Here is a 19,738-nt window from a genome sequence, read left to right on the forward strand (position 1 = left end):
ACATCCAGATGCCCAAGATCCTGGAGTTCGACGAGAACGCCCGCCGCAGCCTCGAGCGCGGCGTCGACGCCCTCGCCAACGCCGTCAAGGTGACGCTCGGCCCCAAGGGCCGCTACGTCGTCCTCGACAAGAAGTGGGGAGCCCCCACGATCACCAACGACGGTGTGACCGTCGCGCGCGAGATCGAGCTCGACGACCCGTTCGAGAACCTCGGTGCCCAGCTCACCAAGGAGGTGGCCACCAAGACCAACGACGTCGCCGGTGACGGCACCACCACCGCGACCGTCCTGGCCCAGGCCATGGTCCACGAGGGCCTCCGTGCCGTCGCGGCCGGCGCCAACCCGATGGGCCTCAAGCGCGGCATGGACGCCGCGGCCGAGGCCGTCGGCGACGCGCTGCGCGAGGCCGCCCGCGAGGTCGAGTCCCGCGAGGACATGGCCTCCGTCGCCACGATCTCCAGCCGCGACAGCCACATCGGCGACCTGCTCGCCGAGGCCTTCGACAAGGTCGGCAAGGACGGCGTGATCACGGTCGAGGAGTCCAACACCATGGGCACCGAGCTCGAGTTCACCGAGGGCATGCAGTTCGACAAGGGCTACATCTCGGCCTACTTCGTCTCCGACCCGGAGTCGATGGAGGCCGTCCTCGACGACCCCTACATCCTTCTCCACCAGGGCAAGATCTCCTCGATCCAGGAGCTGCTCCCGGTCCTCGAGAAGGTCATCGCGACCGGCAAGCCGCTCTTCATCCTCGCCGAGGACGTCGACGGCGAGGCGCTCTCGACGCTGGTCGTCAACAAGATCCGCGGCACGTTCAACGTCGCCGCGGTCAAGAGCCCGGCCTTCGGCGACCGCCGCAAGGCGATGATGCAGGACATCGCGATCCTGACCGGTGGCCAGGTCGTCGCTCCCGAGGTCGGCCTCAAGCTCGACCAGGTCGGCCTCGAGGTCCTCGGCCAGGCGCGTCGCGTCGTCATCACCAAGGACAACACCACGATCGTCGAGGGCTCGGGCGACCAGGGCCAGATCGAGGGCCGGGTCAACCAGATCAAGGCCGAGATCGAGAACACCGACTCCGACTGGGACCGCGAGAAGCTCCAGGAGCGCCTCGCCAAGCTCGCCGGCGGTGTCTGCGTGATCAAGGTCGGCGCCGCCACCGAGGTGGAGCTCAAGGAGAAGAAGCACCGCATCGAGGACGCCGTCTCCGCGACGCGCGCCGCGATCGAGGAGGGCATCGTCCCCGGCGGTGGCTCCGCGATCATCCACGCCGTGTCGGTGCTCGAGGACAACCTCGGCCTGACCGGTGACGAGGCCGCGGGCGTCCGCGTGGTCCGCAAGGCCGCCGACGAGCCGCTGCGCTGGATCGCCGAGAACGGCGGCGAGAACGGCTACGTCGTGACCGCCAAGGTCCGCGAGCTCGGCGTCGGCAACGGCTACAACGCCGCCACCGGCGAGTACGGCGACCTGGTCGCCCAGGGCGTCCTCGACCCGGTCAAGGTCACCCGCTCGGCGCTGGTCAACGCGACCTCCATCGCCGCGATGCTGCTCACGACCGAGACGCTGATCGTGGACAAGCCCGAGGAGGAGGAGCCCGCCGCCGGCGGCGGACACGGGCACGGCCACGGTCACTGACCGCAGCCGCTCCACCTGAGTCGCACCTGACTCGCACCTGAGTCGCCCAGAGACTCACCAGCAAGGCCCGCACCGGGACCCCGGTGCGGGCCTCGTTGCTGTGACGCCGGCGTTACGCGTCGCACTACCTCTTGAAACATCCTTGAGGCACGATCAGGGCATGTTGTGGAGAGTGCGTACGACGCTGGAGGACCGTCCCGGTGCCCTTGCGGACCTGGCCATGGCCTGCGGCTCGGCCGGGGTGAACATCCTCGGACTGCAGGTCTTCCCCGGGATCGACCGGGTCACCGACGAGCTCGTGCTGCGCACGCCCGACACCTGGGAGCTCGCCGACCTGGCCGAGCTGGTCGAGCGGGCGGGCGGCAGCCGGGTCAGCGTGCTGCCGTGCACGGAGGCGGCGCTGGCCGACCAGCCCACGCGCTACGTCCTGGCGGCGCGCAGCATCCTGGCGCACCCGGCCGGCTTCCCCGACGTGGTCGCCCAGCTGTTCGACGCCGAGGCCGACCCGGCCGGTGGGCTCGACCCGGTGCTCGACGCGATGGACCTCGAGATCGGCGACGTGCTGGTCCAGCTGCGGCGCACGGCCCCTTCACCGCGGCCGAGCACGCGCGCGGCACGGCGCTGGCCGAGCTCGTCACCGACGTGCTGGCGGCCGCCGAGCACGAGCCGGCCGTGCCCGACCCCGACACGACCGTCGACGAGGGCCCGGTGTTCACCACCTCGGAGACCGCGGTCACCGCCACGGTCGCGGGCAGGACGATCGGCGCGGCCACCTGGACTCCCGACGAGGAGGGCGCGTGGCTCCTCGAGCTCGAGGTCGACCCCGCCTGGCGTCGCCGGAGCATCGGCTCGAAGCTGCTGCTCGAGGCGACCCGCGCGGCCCGGACGAGCAACGTGTCGGAGGTCGTCGTACGCACCGCGGCCGACAACTCGGCCGTCCTGCCGCTCGTCCTCGGCAGCGGCCTGCGCGGGCGGATCCGGATGGGCACCGACGACCTGACGGTGCGGATCCCGATCACGCCGTTGGTAAGGAGCGCGTACTAATCCGTCGTGGTGCCTCGGCGATGACAGTCCTACTGTCGAGGAATGGAGCCGGGCCACTCGGGGTCCCGGCCCAGACCTCAGGAGATGCATGCCCATGTGGCACCTCGCACGCACCCACGCCGCCCCGCTCGCCCTGGCGCTCGCCGCGGCGGCCCTCACCACGATGGCCGTCGCACCTCCGTCGTCGGCCGCTCCCGCCCGTGAGATCGTGACCGGCACCGCAGGCGCCCAGCTCGCGCCGGGAGACATCGTGTGGCAGCAGGAGTTCGACGGCCCGGCAGGTGCCGCGCCCGACGGCGCGGTCTGGAACTACGACCTCGGCGGGGGAGGGTGGGGCAACGGCGAGCTCCAGAACTACACCGACTCGCGCGCCAACTCCGCCCTCGACGGTGCCGGCAACCTCGTCATCACCGCCAGGCGCGAGGGTGACGGCTACACCTCGGCGCGGCTGCAGACCAACGACAAGTTCGAGGCGCAGTACGGCCGGGTCGAGGCGCGGATCCAGATCCCGCGCGGCCAGGGCATCTGGCCCGCCTTCTGGATGCTCGGCGGCGACCTGCCCGGAGTCCAGTGGCCGCAGGCCGGCGAGATCGACATCATGGAGAACGTCGGATACGAGCCGCACATCGTGCACGGCACGATCCACGGACCGGGCTACTCCGGCGGCGCCGGCATCACCGGCCAGTACATGCACCCGCAGGGCTGGTCCTTCGCCGACACCTTCCACACCTTCGCGATCGACTGGCGACCCGACTCGATCACCTGGTCGGTCGACGGCGTGAACTACCAGACGATCGACCGCTCGCGGGTCGGCGGCAACGAGTGGGTCTTCAACAAGCCGTTCTTCCTCATCCTCAACGTCGCGGTCGGGGGCCAGTGGCCCGGCTACCCCGACGGCAGCACCGTGCTCCCGCAGGAGATGAAGGTCGACTACGTCCGCGTCTACGCCAACTGACCGGCACCACCCTCACCCCGCGACGCCCTACCGGCCCCAGATGGTCCGGTAGGGCGTCGTGCAGTCCACGTCGACCTCGACCGGCTCGGTGGTGTTGAGGTGGTAGATCCGGTAGCGACCGCACGCGGCCGCCACGTAGTCGTACCTCGCGAGCATGTGGTCCTCGATCGGCTTCGTGCCGATCTCGCTCCACGCGTTGATCGCGGTCGCCTCGACGACCCACGCGGGCGCATCACGACCGGTGAGCACCGAGCGCAGCTCGTCCAGGTCGGGATCGAGGGTGCGCATCGGCAGCGACCACAGGTAGGGGTACGGCGACCGCATCCCGGCCGACCACTGGATGTCGGCCCGGCCGCCGTAGACGATCACGTCGTCGCCGGGGGAGGAGGCCGCGGCGATCGCCTCCCCGGTCCGGGCCTCGACCGGCACGCGGCCGTGCACCCAGGCGCCGCTCCACCCGACCAGTGAGAACACCGACGAGGCCACGGCGAAGGCGACCAGCAGCGCGGAGGGTCGCCGCCGCACCGGCGCGAGCCGGTCGTGGGCGACGAGCGCGGCGAGGGCGAGCGCGCAGGGCGCGACGGGCACGAAGAGGTACGGCGTCCAGAAGCTCCCGCTGACCGCGACGCCCACCAGGTCGACGGCCAGCATCGCGAGGACCGCGAGGACCGCCACCGCGTCGCGGCGCAGCAGCGCGGGCAGCCGGGCCACGAACCACAGCGTCACGAACAGCATGCCGGCGCCGACGAACACCAGCACCAGCGTCAGGATCCGGCTGGTCGGGCCGTCGGACTGCTGGCTGGCGATCACCGCGTTGGCGTCGGAGCGGAAGCCGACCGTGACGTACCAGAGCTCCTGGAGCCGTACGCCGACCACGACGGCCCAGCCGACCACCACGAGCACCGGGACGAGAGCCCCCGCGACCGCCGCGCCGGCGCAGCGCAGTGCCGCCGCGCGGGAGAGCTGGCGGGCGACGAGGGAGCCGACGAGCAGCACGCCACCGAACACCAGCCCGCCGACGATGCTCTGCTTCATCCCGATGGCGAGCATCGCCAGCAGGCCGGCCCAGAAGGCGTCCGCCGCCGAGACCCTGCGCACGGCGCGCAGGGCCAGCCAGCACGACCCCATCACCAGCGGCAGGCCGAACAGCTCTCCCTTGGCGGCCACGGCGTCGATCTGTGCGTTCCCGACCATGGCGGCCGTCGCCACCGCGACCCAACCGGCGAGCCGTTGCCTCTCGTGGTCGTCGACCACGCCCATCCTCCGCGCCAGCTCGCGAGTGGCCCCGGCCGCCGCGACCACGAGGACCACGCAACCGATCGCGCCGACCAGCCGGTGGGCGTACGGACCGCCCGCCCAGTCAGTCAGCTTCAGCAGCGCGATGATCGGCGGCGGCCGGTCCACCCAGTGGTGGCCGTAGACCGAGTCGGCGGCCGGGTGCCAGGTCCGCGCGACCATGAGGAAGCCGGCCTCGTCCGGGCGCAGCGGCCACAGCAGGGAGGGGAAGCGAGCGACCAACGCGGCGGTCGCCGAGACCCAGACCACGCGCGTGAACCCCATCCAGACACTGTTCCAGAGCACCCATGGCCCGCCGGTAGGATCAGGGGGGTGGAGATCCCTGAGAAGTTCGCGGCCCTGGGCCTCACCTACGACGACGTGCTCCTGCTGCCGGGGGAGTCCGACCTCGCCCCCAGCGACATCGACACCACCACCCGCCTCACGCGCGAGATCTCCATCCGGGTGCCGCTGATCAGCGCCGCGATGGACACCGTGACCGAGTCGCGGATGGCGATCGCCATGGCCCGCGAGGGCGGCATCGGCGTGCTCCACCGCAACCTCTCGATCGAGGACCAGGCCCGCCAGGTCGACCTGGTCAAGCGCACCCAGACCGGGATCATCCCCAACCCCGTCACCATCGGCCCCGACGCGACGCTCGAGGAGCTCGACCGCCTGTGCGGCGAGTACCGCGTCTCCGGCCTGCCGGTCGTCGACGTCGACAACCACCTGCTCGGCATCATCACCAACCGCGACCTGCGCTTCACCCCGGTCGCGGAGTGGGCGACCACCAAGGTCACCGAGGTGATGACCGCGGAGGGCCTCATCACCGGCCCCGAGGGCATCTCCCGCGAGGACGCCACCGCCCTGCTGCGCGCGCACAAGCGCGAGCGGCTCCCGCTGATCGATGGCGAGGGCCGACTCGCCGGCCTGATCACGGTCAAGGACTTCGTCAAGGGCGAGCAGTTCCCGCACGCGTCCTACGACGCCGACGGCCGGCTGCTGGTCGGCGCGGCCATCGGCTACTTCGGCGACGCCTGGGAGCGGGCCACGACGCTGGTCGAGGCCGGCGTCGACGTGCTGGTGGCCGACACCGCGCACGGCCACGTCCACCTCCTGCTCGACATGGTCAAGCGCCTCAAGACCGACCCGGCCACGAAGCACGTGCAGGTCATCGGCGGCAACGTCGCGACCCGCGAGGGCGCGCAGGCGTTCGTCGACGCGGGCGCCGACGCGGTCAAGGTCGGCGTCGGTCCCGGCTCGATCTGCACCACCCGCGTCGTCACCGGCGTCGGGGTGCCGCAGGTCACCGCCGTCTACGAGGCGTCGCTGGCCACCAGGCCGGCCGGCGTCCCGCTCATCGCGGACGGTGGGATGAAGCACTCCGGCGAGATCGCCAAGGCGCTCGTCGCCGGCGCCGACGCCGTGATGGTCGGCTCGATGCTCGCCGGGTGCGAGGAGTCGCCCGGCGAGGTGGTCTTCGTCAACGGCAAGCAGTTCAAGTCCTACCGCGGCATGGGGTCGCTGGGCGCGATGAGCAGCCGCGGCAAGAAGTCGTACTCCAAGGACCGCTACTTCCAGGCCGAGGTCGCCAGCGACGACAAGATCGTCCCGGAGGGCATCGAGGGCCAGGTCGCCTACCGCGGACCGCTGTCGGCGGTCGCCCACCAGCTCGTCGGCGGGCTCAACCAGTCGATGTTCTACGTCGGTGCTCGGACCATCCCCGAGCTCCAGGACAAGGGCCGGTTCGTCCGGATCACCTCGGCCTCGCTCAAGGAGAGCCACCCCCACGGTGTGCAGATGACCGTCGAGGCGCCCAACTACTCGGGCAGCTGAGACCTTCCACGGTCCGAGGAGAAACCGTCCTTCGGTATCTGTACGCGGACGCGAAGCAGGTCTAGCGTCGGCCTCTCAGGGATTCGGGGCCCTGCTCATGCACGACCTTCCAGATGTACGAGAGCCAGGCCTCGGTCCGCATCTCCATCTCGGGAGGGAACACCCGCATGCGCAGAACCATCTCCACCGCGGTCGGCGTCGCAGCCGCCGCGTGCCTCGTCGCTCCAGCGGCCATCTCCGGTGCAGCGGCCGGTGACGACCAGGCCCTGACGCCGGCACAGCAGCAGGCGCTCGACCTCGGCATCCAGGTCGCACCCAAGGGATCGGCCGACGCCACCCAGGGCCTCGCCAAGGGAGCGGTCACGCCGAACCCCTGGCTGGCGAACATGAAGGACGTCACCGACGCCGACTACTTCACCTGGAACAAGCGGATGCACGACGCCGCCGACCAGCGCGCCGGCTCCGCCAAGCTGAGCGCCAACCGCAAGGCCGCCGCCTCGGTGCTCCCGCCCGCGTTCGTCCACGACGAGGAGGAGCCGGCCGGGAGCGCCGGGTCCAACGACTCCACCGGCAACGCCGAGCCGATCACAGGCTTCGGCACGGCCGCCGCGAAGAACCCGCGCGTCCGCATCCTCGGCGAGCTCGCCGACCTCGCGGGCGAGGCGCCGACGGCGATCACGACGGAGGAGGACCAGGGCTCGATCACGCTGGCGACCGACACCGGCATCGACGGCTCGGGCGCCGTCACCACCACCTCCGTCCTCGGCGACGGCCCGCACGGCAGCATCACGGGCGACGGCAGCAACGACTTCGACTTCTACAAGGTCACCGTCGCGGCCGGCCAGTCGATCCTGGCCGACACCGAGGGCACGCCCACCGGCCTGGACACCATCCTCGCGGTCTACGACGCCGAGGGGACGCCGCTCGCGGCCGACGACGACGGCGGCACCGGCACGCTCAGCAACCTGGCCTACACGCCGGAGGCGCCGGGCGACTACTACGTCCTGGTCGCTGGCTTCGACTTCTTCGGCCCCCTCCCCAACGACCCCTTCGACTCCGGCAGCGGCAACGGCCTGGCCGACGAGGGCGACTACGCGCTGGCCATCTCGGTGCAGCAGGTCGACCACGACTTCTACTCCGTGCGCCTGCGCCCGGGCGACACCATCGGCGGCGTCGCCAACGGGGTCGCCAACGGCCTGACCATCACCACGCCCAGCGGTGAGGAGCGGGTCGGCGGCGTCGGCACCGACGCCTCCTCGCTCTACCCGCCCACCTCGCCGCTGCCCGGCGGCGGCAACACCACCGTGGCCTACGTCGCGGAGGAGGCGGGCTGGTATGCCATCGAGGTGTCCGGCGCCGTCGGCTCCTACGACGTCACTGTCGAGGGCTACCGTCCCGGCACCCAGGGTGACCGCGGTCGCCGGCAGACCGTGCTGCTCGACTTCGCCCCCGGACGGGTCAACAGCGCGACCTGGGGCGGCACCGGCGTGGTGAACGTGACGCCGTTCGCCTCCTTCGTCCCCCTGTGGGGCATCGCCCGCACCGACGCCCGCAAGGTCGAGAACCGGATCATCAACCAGGTCCGGGCGAACCTCCAGGCCGAGATCGCCGGCACCAACACCGCGGTCAACGTCGACGTGCTCAACGCCCGTGGCAACGAGGACCTCATCGGCCAGGAGAACGTCTCGCGCATCTACGTCGCGGGCACGGTCGCCGAGACCGGCATCAACACGATCGGGATCGCGCAGTACATCGACCCGGGCAACTTCGGCCACCAGGACGAGGCGATCGTGCTGCTCGACTCGCTCAGCGAGCCGGCGGGATCGGCGTACTCGCTCAACTCCTACATCACCGCGGCGAGCGACAAGATCAAGTTCGTCTCCCAGGCGGTGGCCAACGTGACCGCCCACGAGGTGGGCCACACGATCGGCAACTACCACACCGACAACGCCAACGACGTCCACAACATGATGGACTCCGGCGGCGCGAACTTCGGGCAGAACCTCTACGGGGTGGGCCCGGACGGCGTGGGTGGCACGGCGGACGACGAGAACATCGAGTTCGTCGTCGACACCTACTCCCCGGTGGAGGGCTTCACGCACGAGGAGGACACCGAGAACGTCACCTCGTGGGCCTACGCAGGTCGCTGACCCCGTAGACCCCAGCAGGAGCGGCGCGGTCACCCGCACGGGTGACCGCGCCGTGGCGCACCGGTCCAGACCAGGGCTGGATCGACTGCGCTGCGTCCCCACTTTTGAATACGGTGTCCTCGTATCCAAATGGGGGAGGCCGGAATGGCCGTGCGTGGGGCACGGTGTGCCGTCGCGGGGGCGACGGTCAGGGAATCCCAGCCCGGTCGATGCGTTCGCGTCGACGCTGGCCCACCGGGCCAGCGTCGACGGCGGACCGCGTGACGTGGCCTAGGGTCGGTCGCGTGGAGGACCCGGACGCGCCGACGCGTCGGTCGTACGACGCCAGCGGCCGTCGTGCCGCTGCGGAGACGCGTCGTCAGCGCGTCGTCGACGCCGCCGCGGAGCTCTTCCCCGTCCAGGGGTGGCGCGCGACGACGATCGCGACGGTCGCTGCGCAGGCCGGGGTCTCACCCGAGCTGGTGAGCAAGACCTTCGGCGGCAAGCAGGAGCTGCTGATGGCGGCCATGCGGTCGCGGAGCTTCAACCGGGGGCTCCCGCTCCCGCAGGCGTTCGCCGCGTTGCACCTCGAGGACGAGCCCGACCGCGAGGTGCGGCTGGACCGGGTGGTCGCGTTCGTCGTCGCCTCGCTCGAGCCGATGGCACCGTTCGTGCCGGTGATGATCCAGGGCGCCGACCAGGACCCGCGCATGCGCGTGATCCTCGACGCCGCCCGGGACGGTCACCTGGTCGCGACGCAGGACCTGGTGCGACACGTCGCGACCGGCCCGCTGCACCCCGACGCCGTCGACGTGGTCTACGTGCTGACCCGCGCCGAGACCTACCTGACGCTGGTGCCGCACCGCGGCTGGACCAGCGAGCGCTACGCGACGTGGCTGCGCCGTGCGATCGACGACGCGGTGCGCCCCGTCAGGGCGTGAAGCCCGCGCGCTTCGGCGCGGTCCGGCCGATCACGGCGGCCGCCGGTCGGGTGAGCAGCCGCGACGACGTCCTCGACCCGCGGTCGGCGACGACGTAGACCCCGTCGTTGTGGCGCGTCACCAGCCCGGGCGAGCGGGTCGGGTCACCCGTCGACCGCACCCGGCCGGGCAGCCGCGACGGCATCCCGGGCAGTCCCGGACGGACGCGGAGGGCGCCCGTCACGTCCACGGCCGCGACGTAGAGGCGGCCGGCGACCTCGCCGACGGCGGGGGAGGCGTACGGCGACCAGCTGCCGTCGAGCACCCGCGCGCGGCCCCAGCGCTGGCCGGTGAGGGAGCGCACGACGAGCGTGCCACTCGCGGTGACCTGGTGCAGCCAGGCCGTGCCGTCGCCGGTGCTGGTCAGGGCCGGGGTCGAGGTGATCGAGGCGGCGGCGCCGGGCAGCTTGACGAGCCTGCCGCGCCCGAGCGTGAGCGCGTAGGTCGACCCGGTGCGGCCGACCGCGACGAGCAGCGTGCGACCGGCACGGTCGCGGCCGAGCACGGGGGCGGTGTGGGTGGCCCACGAGCCGGGGCGCCCGACCCGATCCGGCCGGCTCCACCGTCGCTGCCGGGTGAGCCGGCGGGTGGTCAGGGTGCCGGTCGCGGAGACGGTGGCGACGACCGGGCGACCGGTGCGGGACAGCGTGACGGCCGGGCTCGCCGTGGTGGCAGAGGTGCCGACGGGTCGGAGGACGAGCCGGTTGCCGCGGGTGGTGCCGGCCAGCACGCGACCGGTGCGCGTGGTCGCCGCGACCCACGGGAGCCCACGCCGGTCGAGGGTCAGCGCCGGCGCGACGACGGGCGAGAAGGCCCGGCGCGGTCCGACGACCCGGGCCGGCCTGCCGGGGCGGGCGACCCAGAGGGTGCCGCGGCCGTCGACACGGGCCGTCCACGACTCGCCGAGCCGGTCGGCGACGGAGACCACGGGCCGGTCGGAGCCGACGAGCGGCGACGGTGCGACGTCGTCGAGGTGGAGGTAGCGAAAGTCGCCGACCGGGACGGTGCGCGTGCCGTAGCCACCGGGCGTGGCGTGGTTGTACTCCTCGACGGTCACCGTGCCGGGGCCGATCGCGCTCACCCAGGCGACGTGGCCGACGCTGCCGTCGTCGGTCTGCGCGACGGCGCCGATCGCCGGCACGCGGTCGACGCGGTAGCCGAGCCGGCGGGCCACCTCGTCCCAGTTCTCCGCGTTGCCCCAGTGCTGGCCGCCGAGGGAGTTGCTGAAGGAGGTCATCCCGTTGCGCTCGTGCAGGCGCCACGCCACGAAGCTGGTGCAGTTGCGGAGCACGAAGCCCCACGGGTCGCCGATCGAGCCGTCGATCGCCCAGACCCGGCGCGCGCACGTCGGCCTGGGGCCCCGCGGGTCGTAGAGGTGCCCGGAGACCGGGTCGAGCACCGGCTCGGGAGCCGACGCCTCGGTCGCGGCGGGCTTCCCGGCGTCGCCGGGCCTGCCGGGCGTGCCGGGCTTCCCGGGAGTCGGCGTGGGCGTCGGCTCGACCGGCGCGGGCGCCACGATCGGGCACTGGCCCAGACCGGCGTAGGGGTAGTCGTCGTCGGCGTGCGCGGTCGCGACGGAGGCGCCCCACAGCCCGCCCGCGATGCAAGCGGTCGCGAGCAGGCGCACGATCATCCGTCGCGGCCACGCACCACGGAGCCGCTTCCCCGTATTCCCCACGTCCTCGACGGTAGGGACGCCCGTGTCCCGGCGTCGTCGTTTTGCCGAGCCGTGGAGAAGACGTAGACCGGCAGTGCCGGGATGAGCACCGGATAGGGCGTGGCGAGCGCCGCCGATAGGCTTCGGGCGTGACCGAGATCGAGATCGGCCGTGCCAAGCGCGGTCGCCGCGCCTACTCCTTCGACGACATCGCGATCGTGCCCTCGCGGCGCACCCGCGACCCCGAGGAGGTCAGCACCGCCTGGCAGATCGACGCCTACCGCTTCGACGTGCCCGTCGTGGCCGCGCCCATGGACTCGGTCATGTCGCCGTCGACGGCGATCGCGCTCGGGAAGATGGGCGGGCTCGGGGTGCTGAACCTCGAGGGCCTGTGGACCCGGTACGACGACCCCACGGGGCTGCTCGAGGAGGTCGCGGGCCTCCAGGGCTCCGAGGCGACCCGGCGGATGCAGGAGATCTACGCCGAGCCGATCAAGCCCGAGCTGATCACCGCGCGCCTCAAGGAGATGCGCGCCGCCGGCGTGACCGTCGCCGGCTCGCTGTCGCCGCAGCGCACCAAGGAGCACGTGAAGGCCGTCGTCGAGGCCGGCGTCGACATGTTCGTGATCCGCGGCACGACGGTCTCCGCCGAGCACGTGAGCAGCCAGGCCGAGCCGCTGAACCTCAAGGAGTTCATCTACGAGCTCGACGTCCCGGTCATCGTCGGCGGCTGCGCGACCCACCAGGCCGCGCTCCACCTGATGCGCACCGGCGCGGCCGGCGTCCTCGTCGGGTTCGGTGGCGGCGCCGCCCACACCACCCGCACCGTCCTCGGCGTCTCCGTCCCCATGGCCAGCGCCGTCGCCGACGTCGCCGCCGCCCGGCGCGACTACCTCGACGAGTCGGGAGGGCGCTACGTGCACGTCATCGCCGACGGCTCGATCGGCAGCTCGGGTGACATCGCCAAGGCCATCGCCTGCGGTGCCGACGCCGTGATGATCGGCTCCCCGCTCGCTCGCGCGACCGAGGCCCCGGGCCGCGGCTTCCACTGGGGCAGCGAGGCCACCCACTCCGAGCTGCCGCGTGGCGAGCGCGTCGAGTTCGCCCCGGTCGGCACGCTCGAGGAGATCATGTTCGGCCCCTCCCGCGTCGCCGACGGCACGATGAACCTCATCGGCGCGCTGCGGCGGGCGATGGCGACCACGGGCTACACCGAGGTCAAGGAGTTCCAGCGCATCGAGGTCGTCGTCCAGCACTGAGTGGTCGCGTGGTGCCTGCTGCGACACTGGTGCCATGAGTCTCGCCAAGGCCCTCGACGCCGACCAGCGGGCTGACGCCCTCGAGCACCTCGCCGCTGGTGAGCTCGACGTGCTCGTCGTGGGCGGCGGCATCGTCGGCGTGGGCGCGGCCCTCGACGCGGTCACCCGCGGCCTCAAGGTCGGGCTCGTCGAGCAGCGAGACCTCGCCTCGGGCACGTCCTCGCGCTCGTCCAAGCTCGTCCACGGCGGCCTGCGCTACCTCGAGATGTTCGACTTCGCGCTGGTCAAGGAGGCGCTGGAGGAGCGCGGCCTCCTCTACACGCGGCTCGCGCCCCACCTCGTCCGGCCCGTGCCGTTCCTCTACCCGCTCGAGCACGCGTGGGAGCGGCCCTACGTCGGTGCCGGGGTCGCGCTCTACGACGGCATGGCGATGACCGGCAAGTACGACATGGGCGTGCCGAAGCACAAGCACGTCTTCCGCAAGCAGCTCGCCCGCATGGCGCCGGACATCCGGACCGAGAAGCTGCACGGCGCGATCCGCTACTACGACTGCCAGGTCGACGACGCGCGACTGGTGATGACCATCGCGCGCACGGCGGCCAACAACGGCGCGCACGTCGCGACGCGCACCAAGGTCACCGGCTTCCTGCGCGAGGGCGACCGGGTCGTCGGCGTCAGCGCCCGCGACCTCGAGGGCCAGCGCGACCTGGAGATCCGCGCCAAGGTCGTCATCAACGCCGCCGGCGTCTGGACCGACGAGGTGCAGGACCTCATCGGCGGCGAGGCGCAGCTCGACGTCGACGCCAGCAAGGGCATCCACATCGTCGTGCCGAAGGACCGGATCCGCTCGGAGTGCGGCTTCATCACCAAGACCGAGAAGTCCGTGCTCTTCGTGATCCCGTGGGACCAGTTCTGGATCATCGGCACGACCGACACCGCCTGGGACTACGACCTCGCCCACCCGGCGGCCAGCAAGACCGACATCGACTACCTCCTCGGCCACGTGAACCGGCTCCTCAAGGACCCGCTCGACCACCGCGACGTCATCGGCGTCTGGGCGGGGCTGCGCCCGCTGCTCAAGCCGATGCGCAAGGAGGGCGAGATGGGGGAGACCACCAAGCTCTCCCGCGAGCACACGGTGGCCAACCCCGTGCCGGGGCTCGTGCTGGTCGCCGGCGGCAAGCTGACGACGTACCGCGTCATGGCGAGGGATGCCGTCGACCACGCCATCCGCGACTTCGACGCGACGCCCGCCTCGATCACCGACCGGGTGCCGCTGATGGGCGCGTGGGGCTTCGAGGCGCGCACCAACCAGCGGGTCGCGCTGAGCCGGTCGTCGGGCCTGGACATCGGCGTCGTCGACCACCTGCTCGGCCGCTACGGCGGGCTCGTCGACGAGGTGCTCGCGCTGATCGACGCGCGTCCCGACCTCGGCGAGCCGCTCGAGGGCGCGGAGCACTACCTGCGCGCGGAGGTGCTCTACGCGGTCACGCACGAGGGCGCCCGCCACCTCGACGACGTCCTCGCCCGCCGCACGCGGGTCTCGATCGAGACCTTCGACCGCGGGATCACCGCCGCGCGGCCGGCCGCCGAGCTGATGGCCGGCGCCCTGGGCTGGAGCGACGCGCAGCTCGAGGACGAGGTCGACCACTACCTGCGCCGGGTCGAGGCCGAGCGGCAGAGCCAGCTCATGCCGACCGACCAGGAGGCCGACGAGGCCCGGGTCAAGGCTCCTGACATCGTCTGAACCTCGGCTTTACACAATGGCGTGAAGTGTCAAATGCTGGGACGGAAGTGACCAACCGGTAGCAACGGCCGTCCCACCGACCTACGCTGCAAGGATGAGCGAGCAGACCCCCGCTGTGACCGGCCCCGCCGACCCCGAGCACGACGCCACGGCGACCTACGCCCTCGACCGGCAGTACGTCGCCTCCCTCACCCGCCGCGTGGTGAGCACGTCCGGCCAGACCCATGCCGTGTCGTCCCCGATCGGCGGCAGGCCGCTCGCGCACGTGCCCCAGTCGAGCCCGGCCGACGTGGCCGAGGCCTTCGCCCGCGCCCGCAAGGCGCAGGTGTCGTGGGCCGCCACGCCGATCGACCACCGCGCGGCCGTCCTGCTGCGCCTGCACGACCTGCTCCTCGACCGCCAGGACGAGCTCATCGACCTCGTCGTGTGGGAGTCGGGCAAGGCCCGCAAGGACGCCTACCTCGAGGTCGCCCACCTCGCCCTGACCGCGCGCTACTACGCGCGCACCGCCCACGAGCACCTCGACACCCGCCGGGTCGGCGGCATGTTCCCGGTGCTCACCCGCGCCGAGGTGGGCCGGGTGCCCAAGGGCGTCGTCGGGATCATCTCGCCCTGGAACTACCCCCTCACGATGGCGCTCTGCGACGGCCTGCCCGCCCTGCTCGCGGGCAACGCCGTCGTCGCCAAGCCCGACGCGCAGACCATGCTGACCGCGCTGCTCGCGGCCCAGCTGCTCGAGGAGGCCGGCTTCCCGGCCGAGCTCTGGCAGGTCGTCGCGGGGCCCGGGCCCGAGGTCGGCGGCGCCATCGTCGGCCAGGCCGACTACGTCTGCTTCACCGGCTCCACCGCCACCGGCCGCCTGATCGCCCAGGGCTGCGCCGAGCGGCTCATCGGCTGCTCCCTCGAGCTCGGCGGCAAGAACCCGATGCTGGTCCTGCGCGACGCCGACGTGCACCGCGCGGCGGAGGGTGCCACGCGTGCGGTCTTCTCCAACGCCGGCCAGCTCTGCGTCTCGATGGAGCGGCTCTTCGTCGCCGACCAGGTCTACGACCGGTTCGTCGACGCCTTCGTCGCCCGCACCGAGGCGATGACGCTGGGTGCCAGCCAGGACTGGTCGGTCGACATGGGCTCGCTGATCTCCCAGGCCCAGCTCGACACCGTGACCGCCCACGTCGACGACGCCGTCGCCAAGGGCGCGCGCGTCCTCACCGGGGGCAGGGCGCGGCCCGACCTCGGACCCTTCGTCTACGAGCCGACGATCCTCGAGGGCGTCTCGGCCGACATGACCTGCTTCGGCCTCGAGACCTTCGGCCCGGTCGTGTCGCTCTACCGCTTCCACAGCGAGGACGAGGCGGTCGAGCGGGCCAACGACGGGCACTACGGGCTCAACGCCTCGGTCTACACCCGCGACACCACCCGTGGTCGGGCCATCGCGCACCGGATCAAGTGCGGCACGGTCAACGTCAACGAGGCCTACGGCGCGACCTTCGGCTCCCTCGGCGCCCCGATGGGCGGCATGCGGGAGTCCGGCATGGGTCGCCGCCAGGGAGCGGAAGGCATCCACCGCTACACGGAGGTGCAGTCGGTCGCGACGCAGCGGCTGGTGCCGATCGCGCCGATGTTCGGGATGTCTGAGGAGACCAACGCCAAGGTGCTGACCGCCTCGCTGCGCCTGCTCAACAAGCTCGGTCGGGCATGAGCCCCACCCACTACGACGTCCTCGTCATCGGGTCCGGCTTCGGCGGCTCGGTCACCGCGCTGCGGCTGACCGAGAAGGGCTACCGGGTCGGGGTTCTCGAGGCCGGTGCACGGTTCGAGGACGACGACTTCCCGGCGACGTCGTTCGACGCGAAGCGCTTCCTCTTCGCGCCGTCGATGGGGATGTACGGCATCCAGCGCATCGACATGGTCAAGGACTGCCTGATCCTCGCCGGGGCCGGTGTCGGCGGTGGCTCGCTCGTCTACGCCAACACGCTCTACGAGCCGACCGACGCGTTCTTCAAGGACCCGTCGTGGGCGCACATCACCGACTGGAAGTCGGAGCTGTGGCCCTACTACGACCAGGCCAAGCGGATGCTCGGGGTCGTGGAGAACCCGCGCCACACGCCGTCGGACGAGGTGATGAAGCGCGTCGCCGACGACATGGGGGTGGGCCACACCTTCCGGCACACCCCGGTCGGCGTCTTCTTCGGCGGCCCCGACGCGCAGGCGGGGGAGCGGGTCGCGGACCCCTTCTTCGGCGGCGCCGGACCGGCGCGCAACGCCTGCCTCAACTGCGGCGAGTGCATGACCGGGTGCCGCCACAACGCGAAGAACACCCTCGTGAAGAACTACCTGCACCTCGCCGAGCAGGCCGGGGCGGTGGTCCACCCGCTGACCACCGTGACGCGCGTCCGCCCGCGTGCGGCCGGCGGCTACGAGGTCACGACCCGCTGGACGAAGGCCAAGCTGTCGCGCCTGTCGCGGAAGCAGTCGGCGACCAAGGTCTTCACCGCCGACCAGGTCGTCTTCTCCGCGGCCGCGCTCGGCACCCAGAAGCTGCTCCACCAGCTCAAGGGCGAGGGCGACCTGCCGCGGATCAGCGAGCGACTGGGCATGCTGACCCGCACGAACTCCGAGGCGATCCTCGGGGCGCTCGCCCCCTCGACCAGCGAGACCGACTACACCGAGGGCGTCGCGATCACGTCGTCGTGGCACCCCGACGACGTCACCCACATCGAGCCGGTGCGCTACGGCAAGGGCTCCAACGTGATGGCGCTGATGCAGACCGTGCTCGCCGACGAGACGCCCGGCCGGTCGCGGGTCCGCACCTGGTTGCGCGAGCTGTGGGCGCAACGGCGCACGGCCCTCGACCTCTACGACTTCAAGCACTGGTCCGAGCGGACCGTCGTCGCGCTGGTGATGCAGACGCTCGACAATTCGATCACGACCAACGGCGTCAAGGGTCGCTTCGGCTGGCGGATGACCAGCGTGCAGGGCCACGGCCGGCCCAACCCGACCTACATCCCGGTGGCCTATGAGGCCGTGCGCCGGATGGCCGACGTGATGGGTGGTACGCCCGGGGGCAACGTCGGCGAGCCCTTCAACCGACCGCTGACCGCCCACTTCATCGGCGGCTGCACGATCGGCGACTCGCCCGAGACCGGCGTGGTCGACCCCTGGCAGCGGCTCTTCGGGCACGAGGGGCTGCACGTCGTCGACGGCTCGGCCGTCTCGGCCAACCTCGGCGTCAACCCCTCGCTCACGATCACCGCCCAGGCCGAGCGCGCCATGGCCTTCTGGCCCAACAAGGGCGAGGCCGACCCGCGACCCGCGCTGGGATCGGCCTACGTCCAGCTGGAGCCCGTCGAGCCGAAGAACCCGGTCGTCCCCGACGCGGCGCCCGGAGCGCTGCGGCTGCCCATCGTCGGCGTCAGCTGACGGCGAAGAATCATCCGAACGGGCCATAACGGACCTCCGGAGGCTTCGTTGGGCCGGGTGAGGGGTCCGGCAGTCATGCTCCCTCCCAAGGGCCGGGCCCCTGTTCTCGGCACGCTGCTCAGCAGCTCGCTGGGATGTGAAGTCCCAGGGCCCGATCACCCTCCCTCCCCGATCGGGCCCTGGGACGATTTCACGGGATGACCGTCGATAGACTTCGCCCGTGACGCAGCCTGCAGAGCACGACCTGGTCCTCGTCGTCGACTTCGGGGCGCAGTACGCCCAGCTCATCGCGCGGCGCGTCCGCGAGGCGCGTGTCTACTCCGAGATCGTGCCGCACACGATGCCCGTCGAGGACATGCTGGCGCGCAACCCGAAGGCGATCATCCTGTCCGGCGGCCCCTCCAGCGTGTACGCCGACGGTGCCCCCGGCATCGACACGGCCGTCTTCACGGCCGGGGTGCCGGTGTTCGGCATGTGCTACGGGTTCCAGCTGATGGCGGCGGGCCTCGGCGGCGAGGTCGCGCAGACCGGCGCCCGGGAGTACGGCCGGACGCCCGTCACCGTCTCCGAGCCGGGCACGCTCCTCGAGGGCATCCCCGCCGAGCACAAGGTGTGGATGTCGCACGGTGACTCCGTCGCCCAGGCGCCCGCGGGCTTCACCGTCCTCGCCTCCACCGCCGACACCCCGGTCGCGGCGTTCGAGGACGTCGCCCGCGGCCTGGCCGGCGTGCAGTGGCACCCCGAGGTGCTGCACTCCGAGCACGGCCAGAAGGTGCTCGAGCACTTCCTCCACCAGATCGCCGGCTGCCGCCAGACCTGGACGATGCTCAACATCGCCGAGGAGCAGATCGAGCGGGTCCGCGAGCAGATCGGCGACTCCGGCATCGCGATCTGCGGCCTGTCCGGCGGCGTCGACTCCGCGGTCGCGGCGGCCATCGTGCAGCGCGCCATCGGAGACCGGCTCCACTGCGTGTTCGTCGACCACGGCCTGCTCCGCGAGGGTGAGGCCGAGCAGGTCGAGCGCGACTTCGTCGCCGCCACCGGCGTGAACCTCCACGTCTACGACGCCCGCGAGACGTTCCTCGCCGCGCTCGCCGGGGTCACCGACCCGGAGGAGAAGCGCAAGATCATCGGCCGCGAGTTCATCCGCGCCTTCGAGGCCGCCGAGGCCACCGTGCTCGGCGAGGCCGCCGAGCAGGGCGACAAGGTCGGCTTCCTCGTGCAGGGCACGCTCTACCCCGACGTGGTCGAGTCCGGCGGCGGTGCCGGCACCTCCAACATCAAGTCCCACCACAACGTCGGCGGCCTGCCCGAGGACCTCGAGTTCGCGCTGGTCGAGCCGCTCCGCACCCTCTTCAAGGACGAGGTCCGCCTCGTCGGCGAGCAGCTCGGCCTGCCCGCCGAGATGGTGTGGCGCCAGCCCTTCCCGGGCCCCGGACTGGGCATCCGGATCATCGGCGAGGTCACCGCCGACCGCCTCGACATCCTCCGCCGCGCCGACGCGATCGCCCGCCAGGAGCTCACCCGCGCCGGCCTCGACCGCGACATCTGGCAGATGCCCGTCGTGCTCCTCGCCGACGTCCGCTCGGTGGGCGTCCAGGGCGACGGCCGCACCTACGGCCACCCCGTCGTGATCCGCCCGGTCACCTCCGAGGACGCGATGACCGCCGACTGGGCCCGGCTGCCCTACGAGGTCATGGAGCGGATCTCCACCCGGATCACCAACGAGGTCGAGGAGATCAACCGGGTCACCCTCGACATCACCTCCAAGCCCCCGGGCACGATCGAGTGGGAGTGAGCCACAC

At 71.9% G+C, this 19,738-nt stretch carries 14 protein-coding genes; 11 read left to right on the top strand and 3 right to left on the bottom strand.

What is annotated here, in order from left to right:
* The first annotated feature begins 8 nt into the window (after window positions 1-8).
* A complete protein-coding gene (gene groL, locus BLV76_RS12030; RefSeq protein WP_090969344.1) occupies window positions 9-1,631 on the top strand; it encodes a chaperonin GroEL in 1,623 nt (540 codons plus the stop codon).
* A 420-nt stretch (window positions 1,632-2,051) separates the two neighbouring features.
* On the opposite strand, the gene BLV76_RS23090 is transcribed toward groL, so the two are convergent.
* Window positions 2,052-2,294 (bottom strand): hypothetical protein, encoded by a 243-nt coding sequence (locus tag BLV76_RS23090; protein ID WP_245734646.1) that lies wholly within the window; start codon window positions 2,292-2,294, stop codon window positions 2,052-2,054.
* Between the two features lie 9 nt (window positions 2,295-2,303).
* On the opposite strand from BLV76_RS23090, the gene BLV76_RS23095 reads away from it, so the two are divergent.
* Together BLV76_RS23095 and BLV76_RS12040 are read left to right on the top strand one after the other, a co-directional pair.
* On the top strand, window positions 2,304-2,675 hold the full coding sequence (locus BLV76_RS23095) for a GNAT family N-acetyltransferase (RefSeq protein WP_245734647.1): 372 nt from the start codon (window positions 2,304-2,306) through the stop codon (window positions 2,673-2,675).
* An 88-nt stretch (window positions 2,676-2,763) separates the two neighbouring features.
* The gene (locus BLV76_RS12040) at window positions 2,764-3,630 is read left to right on the top strand and encodes a glycoside hydrolase family 16 protein (RefSeq protein WP_090969345.1); all 867 of its coding nucleotides are present in this window, start codon (window positions 2,764-2,766) and stop codon (window positions 3,628-3,630) included.
* 27 nt (window positions 3,631-3,657) lie between these two features.
* On the opposite strand, the gene BLV76_RS12045 is transcribed toward BLV76_RS12040, so the two are convergent.
* Window positions 3,658-5,190 carry a hypothetical protein gene (locus tag BLV76_RS12045; protein ID WP_090969346.1) on the bottom strand — a complete coding sequence of 511 codons (1,533 nt, stop codon included), beginning with the start codon at window positions 5,188-5,190 and terminating at the stop codon, window positions 3,658-3,660.
* 48 nt (window positions 5,191-5,238) lie between these two features.
* On the opposite strand from BLV76_RS12045, the gene guaB reads away from it, so the two are divergent.
* From guaB to BLV76_RS12060, 3 genes are all read left to right on the top strand, one after another.
* Window positions 5,239-6,741, top strand: coding sequence for an IMP dehydrogenase (gene guaB, locus BLV76_RS12050; RefSeq protein ID WP_090969347.1), 1,503 nt, complete (start codon window positions 5,239-5,241; stop codon window positions 6,739-6,741).
* 167 nt (window positions 6,742-6,908) lie between these two features.
* Complete coding sequence (locus tag BLV76_RS12055) at window positions 6,909-8,891, top strand: PPC domain-containing protein (protein ID WP_175539648.1); 1,983 nt, start codon at window positions 6,909-6,911, stop codon at window positions 8,889-8,891.
* Window positions 8,892-9,175: 284 nt separating this feature from the next.
* Window positions 9,176-9,811 (top strand): TetR/AcrR family transcriptional regulator, encoded by a 636-nt coding sequence (locus BLV76_RS12060; protein ID WP_175539649.1) that lies wholly within the window; start codon window positions 9,176-9,178, stop codon window positions 9,809-9,811.
* Here the strand turns inward: BLV76_RS12060 and BLV76_RS12065 are convergent.
* Complete coding sequence (locus BLV76_RS12065; protein WP_139306559.1) at window positions 9,801-11,528, bottom strand: CHAP domain-containing protein; 1,728 nt, start codon at window positions 11,526-11,528, stop codon at window positions 9,801-9,803. The genes BLV76_RS12060 and BLV76_RS12065 overlap by 11 nt on opposite strands.
* A 128-nt stretch (window positions 11,529-11,656) precedes the next feature.
* Between BLV76_RS12065 and BLV76_RS12070 the strand changes: the two genes are divergently transcribed.
* The 5 genes from BLV76_RS12070 (at window position 11,657) to guaA (ending at window position 19,731) form a co-directional block, all read left to right on the top strand.
* Window positions 11,657-12,766, top strand: a complete 1,110-nt coding sequence (locus BLV76_RS12070; RefSeq protein ID WP_090969351.1) for a GuaB3 family IMP dehydrogenase-related protein — start codon at window positions 11,657-11,659, stop codon at window positions 12,764-12,766.
* Window positions 12,767-12,800: 34 nt separating this feature from the next.
* On the top strand, window positions 12,801-14,513 hold the full coding sequence (locus BLV76_RS12075; protein WP_090969352.1) for a glycerol-3-phosphate dehydrogenase/oxidase: 1,713 nt from the start codon (window positions 12,801-12,803) through the stop codon (window positions 14,511-14,513).
* A 94-nt stretch (window positions 14,514-14,607) separates the two neighbouring features.
* Window positions 14,608-16,212 carry a succinic semialdehyde dehydrogenase gene (locus BLV76_RS12080; protein ID WP_090969353.1) on the top strand — a complete coding sequence of 535 codons (1,605 nt, stop codon included), beginning with the start codon at window positions 14,608-14,610 and terminating at the stop codon, window positions 16,210-16,212.
* The gene (locus tag BLV76_RS12085) at window positions 16,209-17,933 is read left to right on the top strand and encodes a GMC oxidoreductase (RefSeq protein ID WP_090969354.1); all 1,725 of its coding nucleotides are present in this window, start codon (window positions 16,209-16,211) and stop codon (window positions 17,931-17,933) included. The genes BLV76_RS12080 and BLV76_RS12085 overlap by 4 nt, the downstream gene beginning before the upstream one ends.
* Window positions 17,934-18,153: 220 nt before the next feature.
* A complete protein-coding gene (guaA, locus tag BLV76_RS12090; RefSeq protein WP_090969355.1) occupies window positions 18,154-19,731 on the top strand; it encodes a glutamine-hydrolyzing GMP synthase in 1,578 nt (525 codons plus the stop codon).
* Window positions 19,732-19,738 lie beyond the last annotated feature (7 nt).

The sequence above is a fragment of the Nocardioides exalbidus genome (assembly GCF_900105585.1).
GTDB lineage: Bacteria > Actinomycetota > Actinomycetes > Propionibacteriales > Nocardioidaceae > Nocardioides > Nocardioides exalbidus.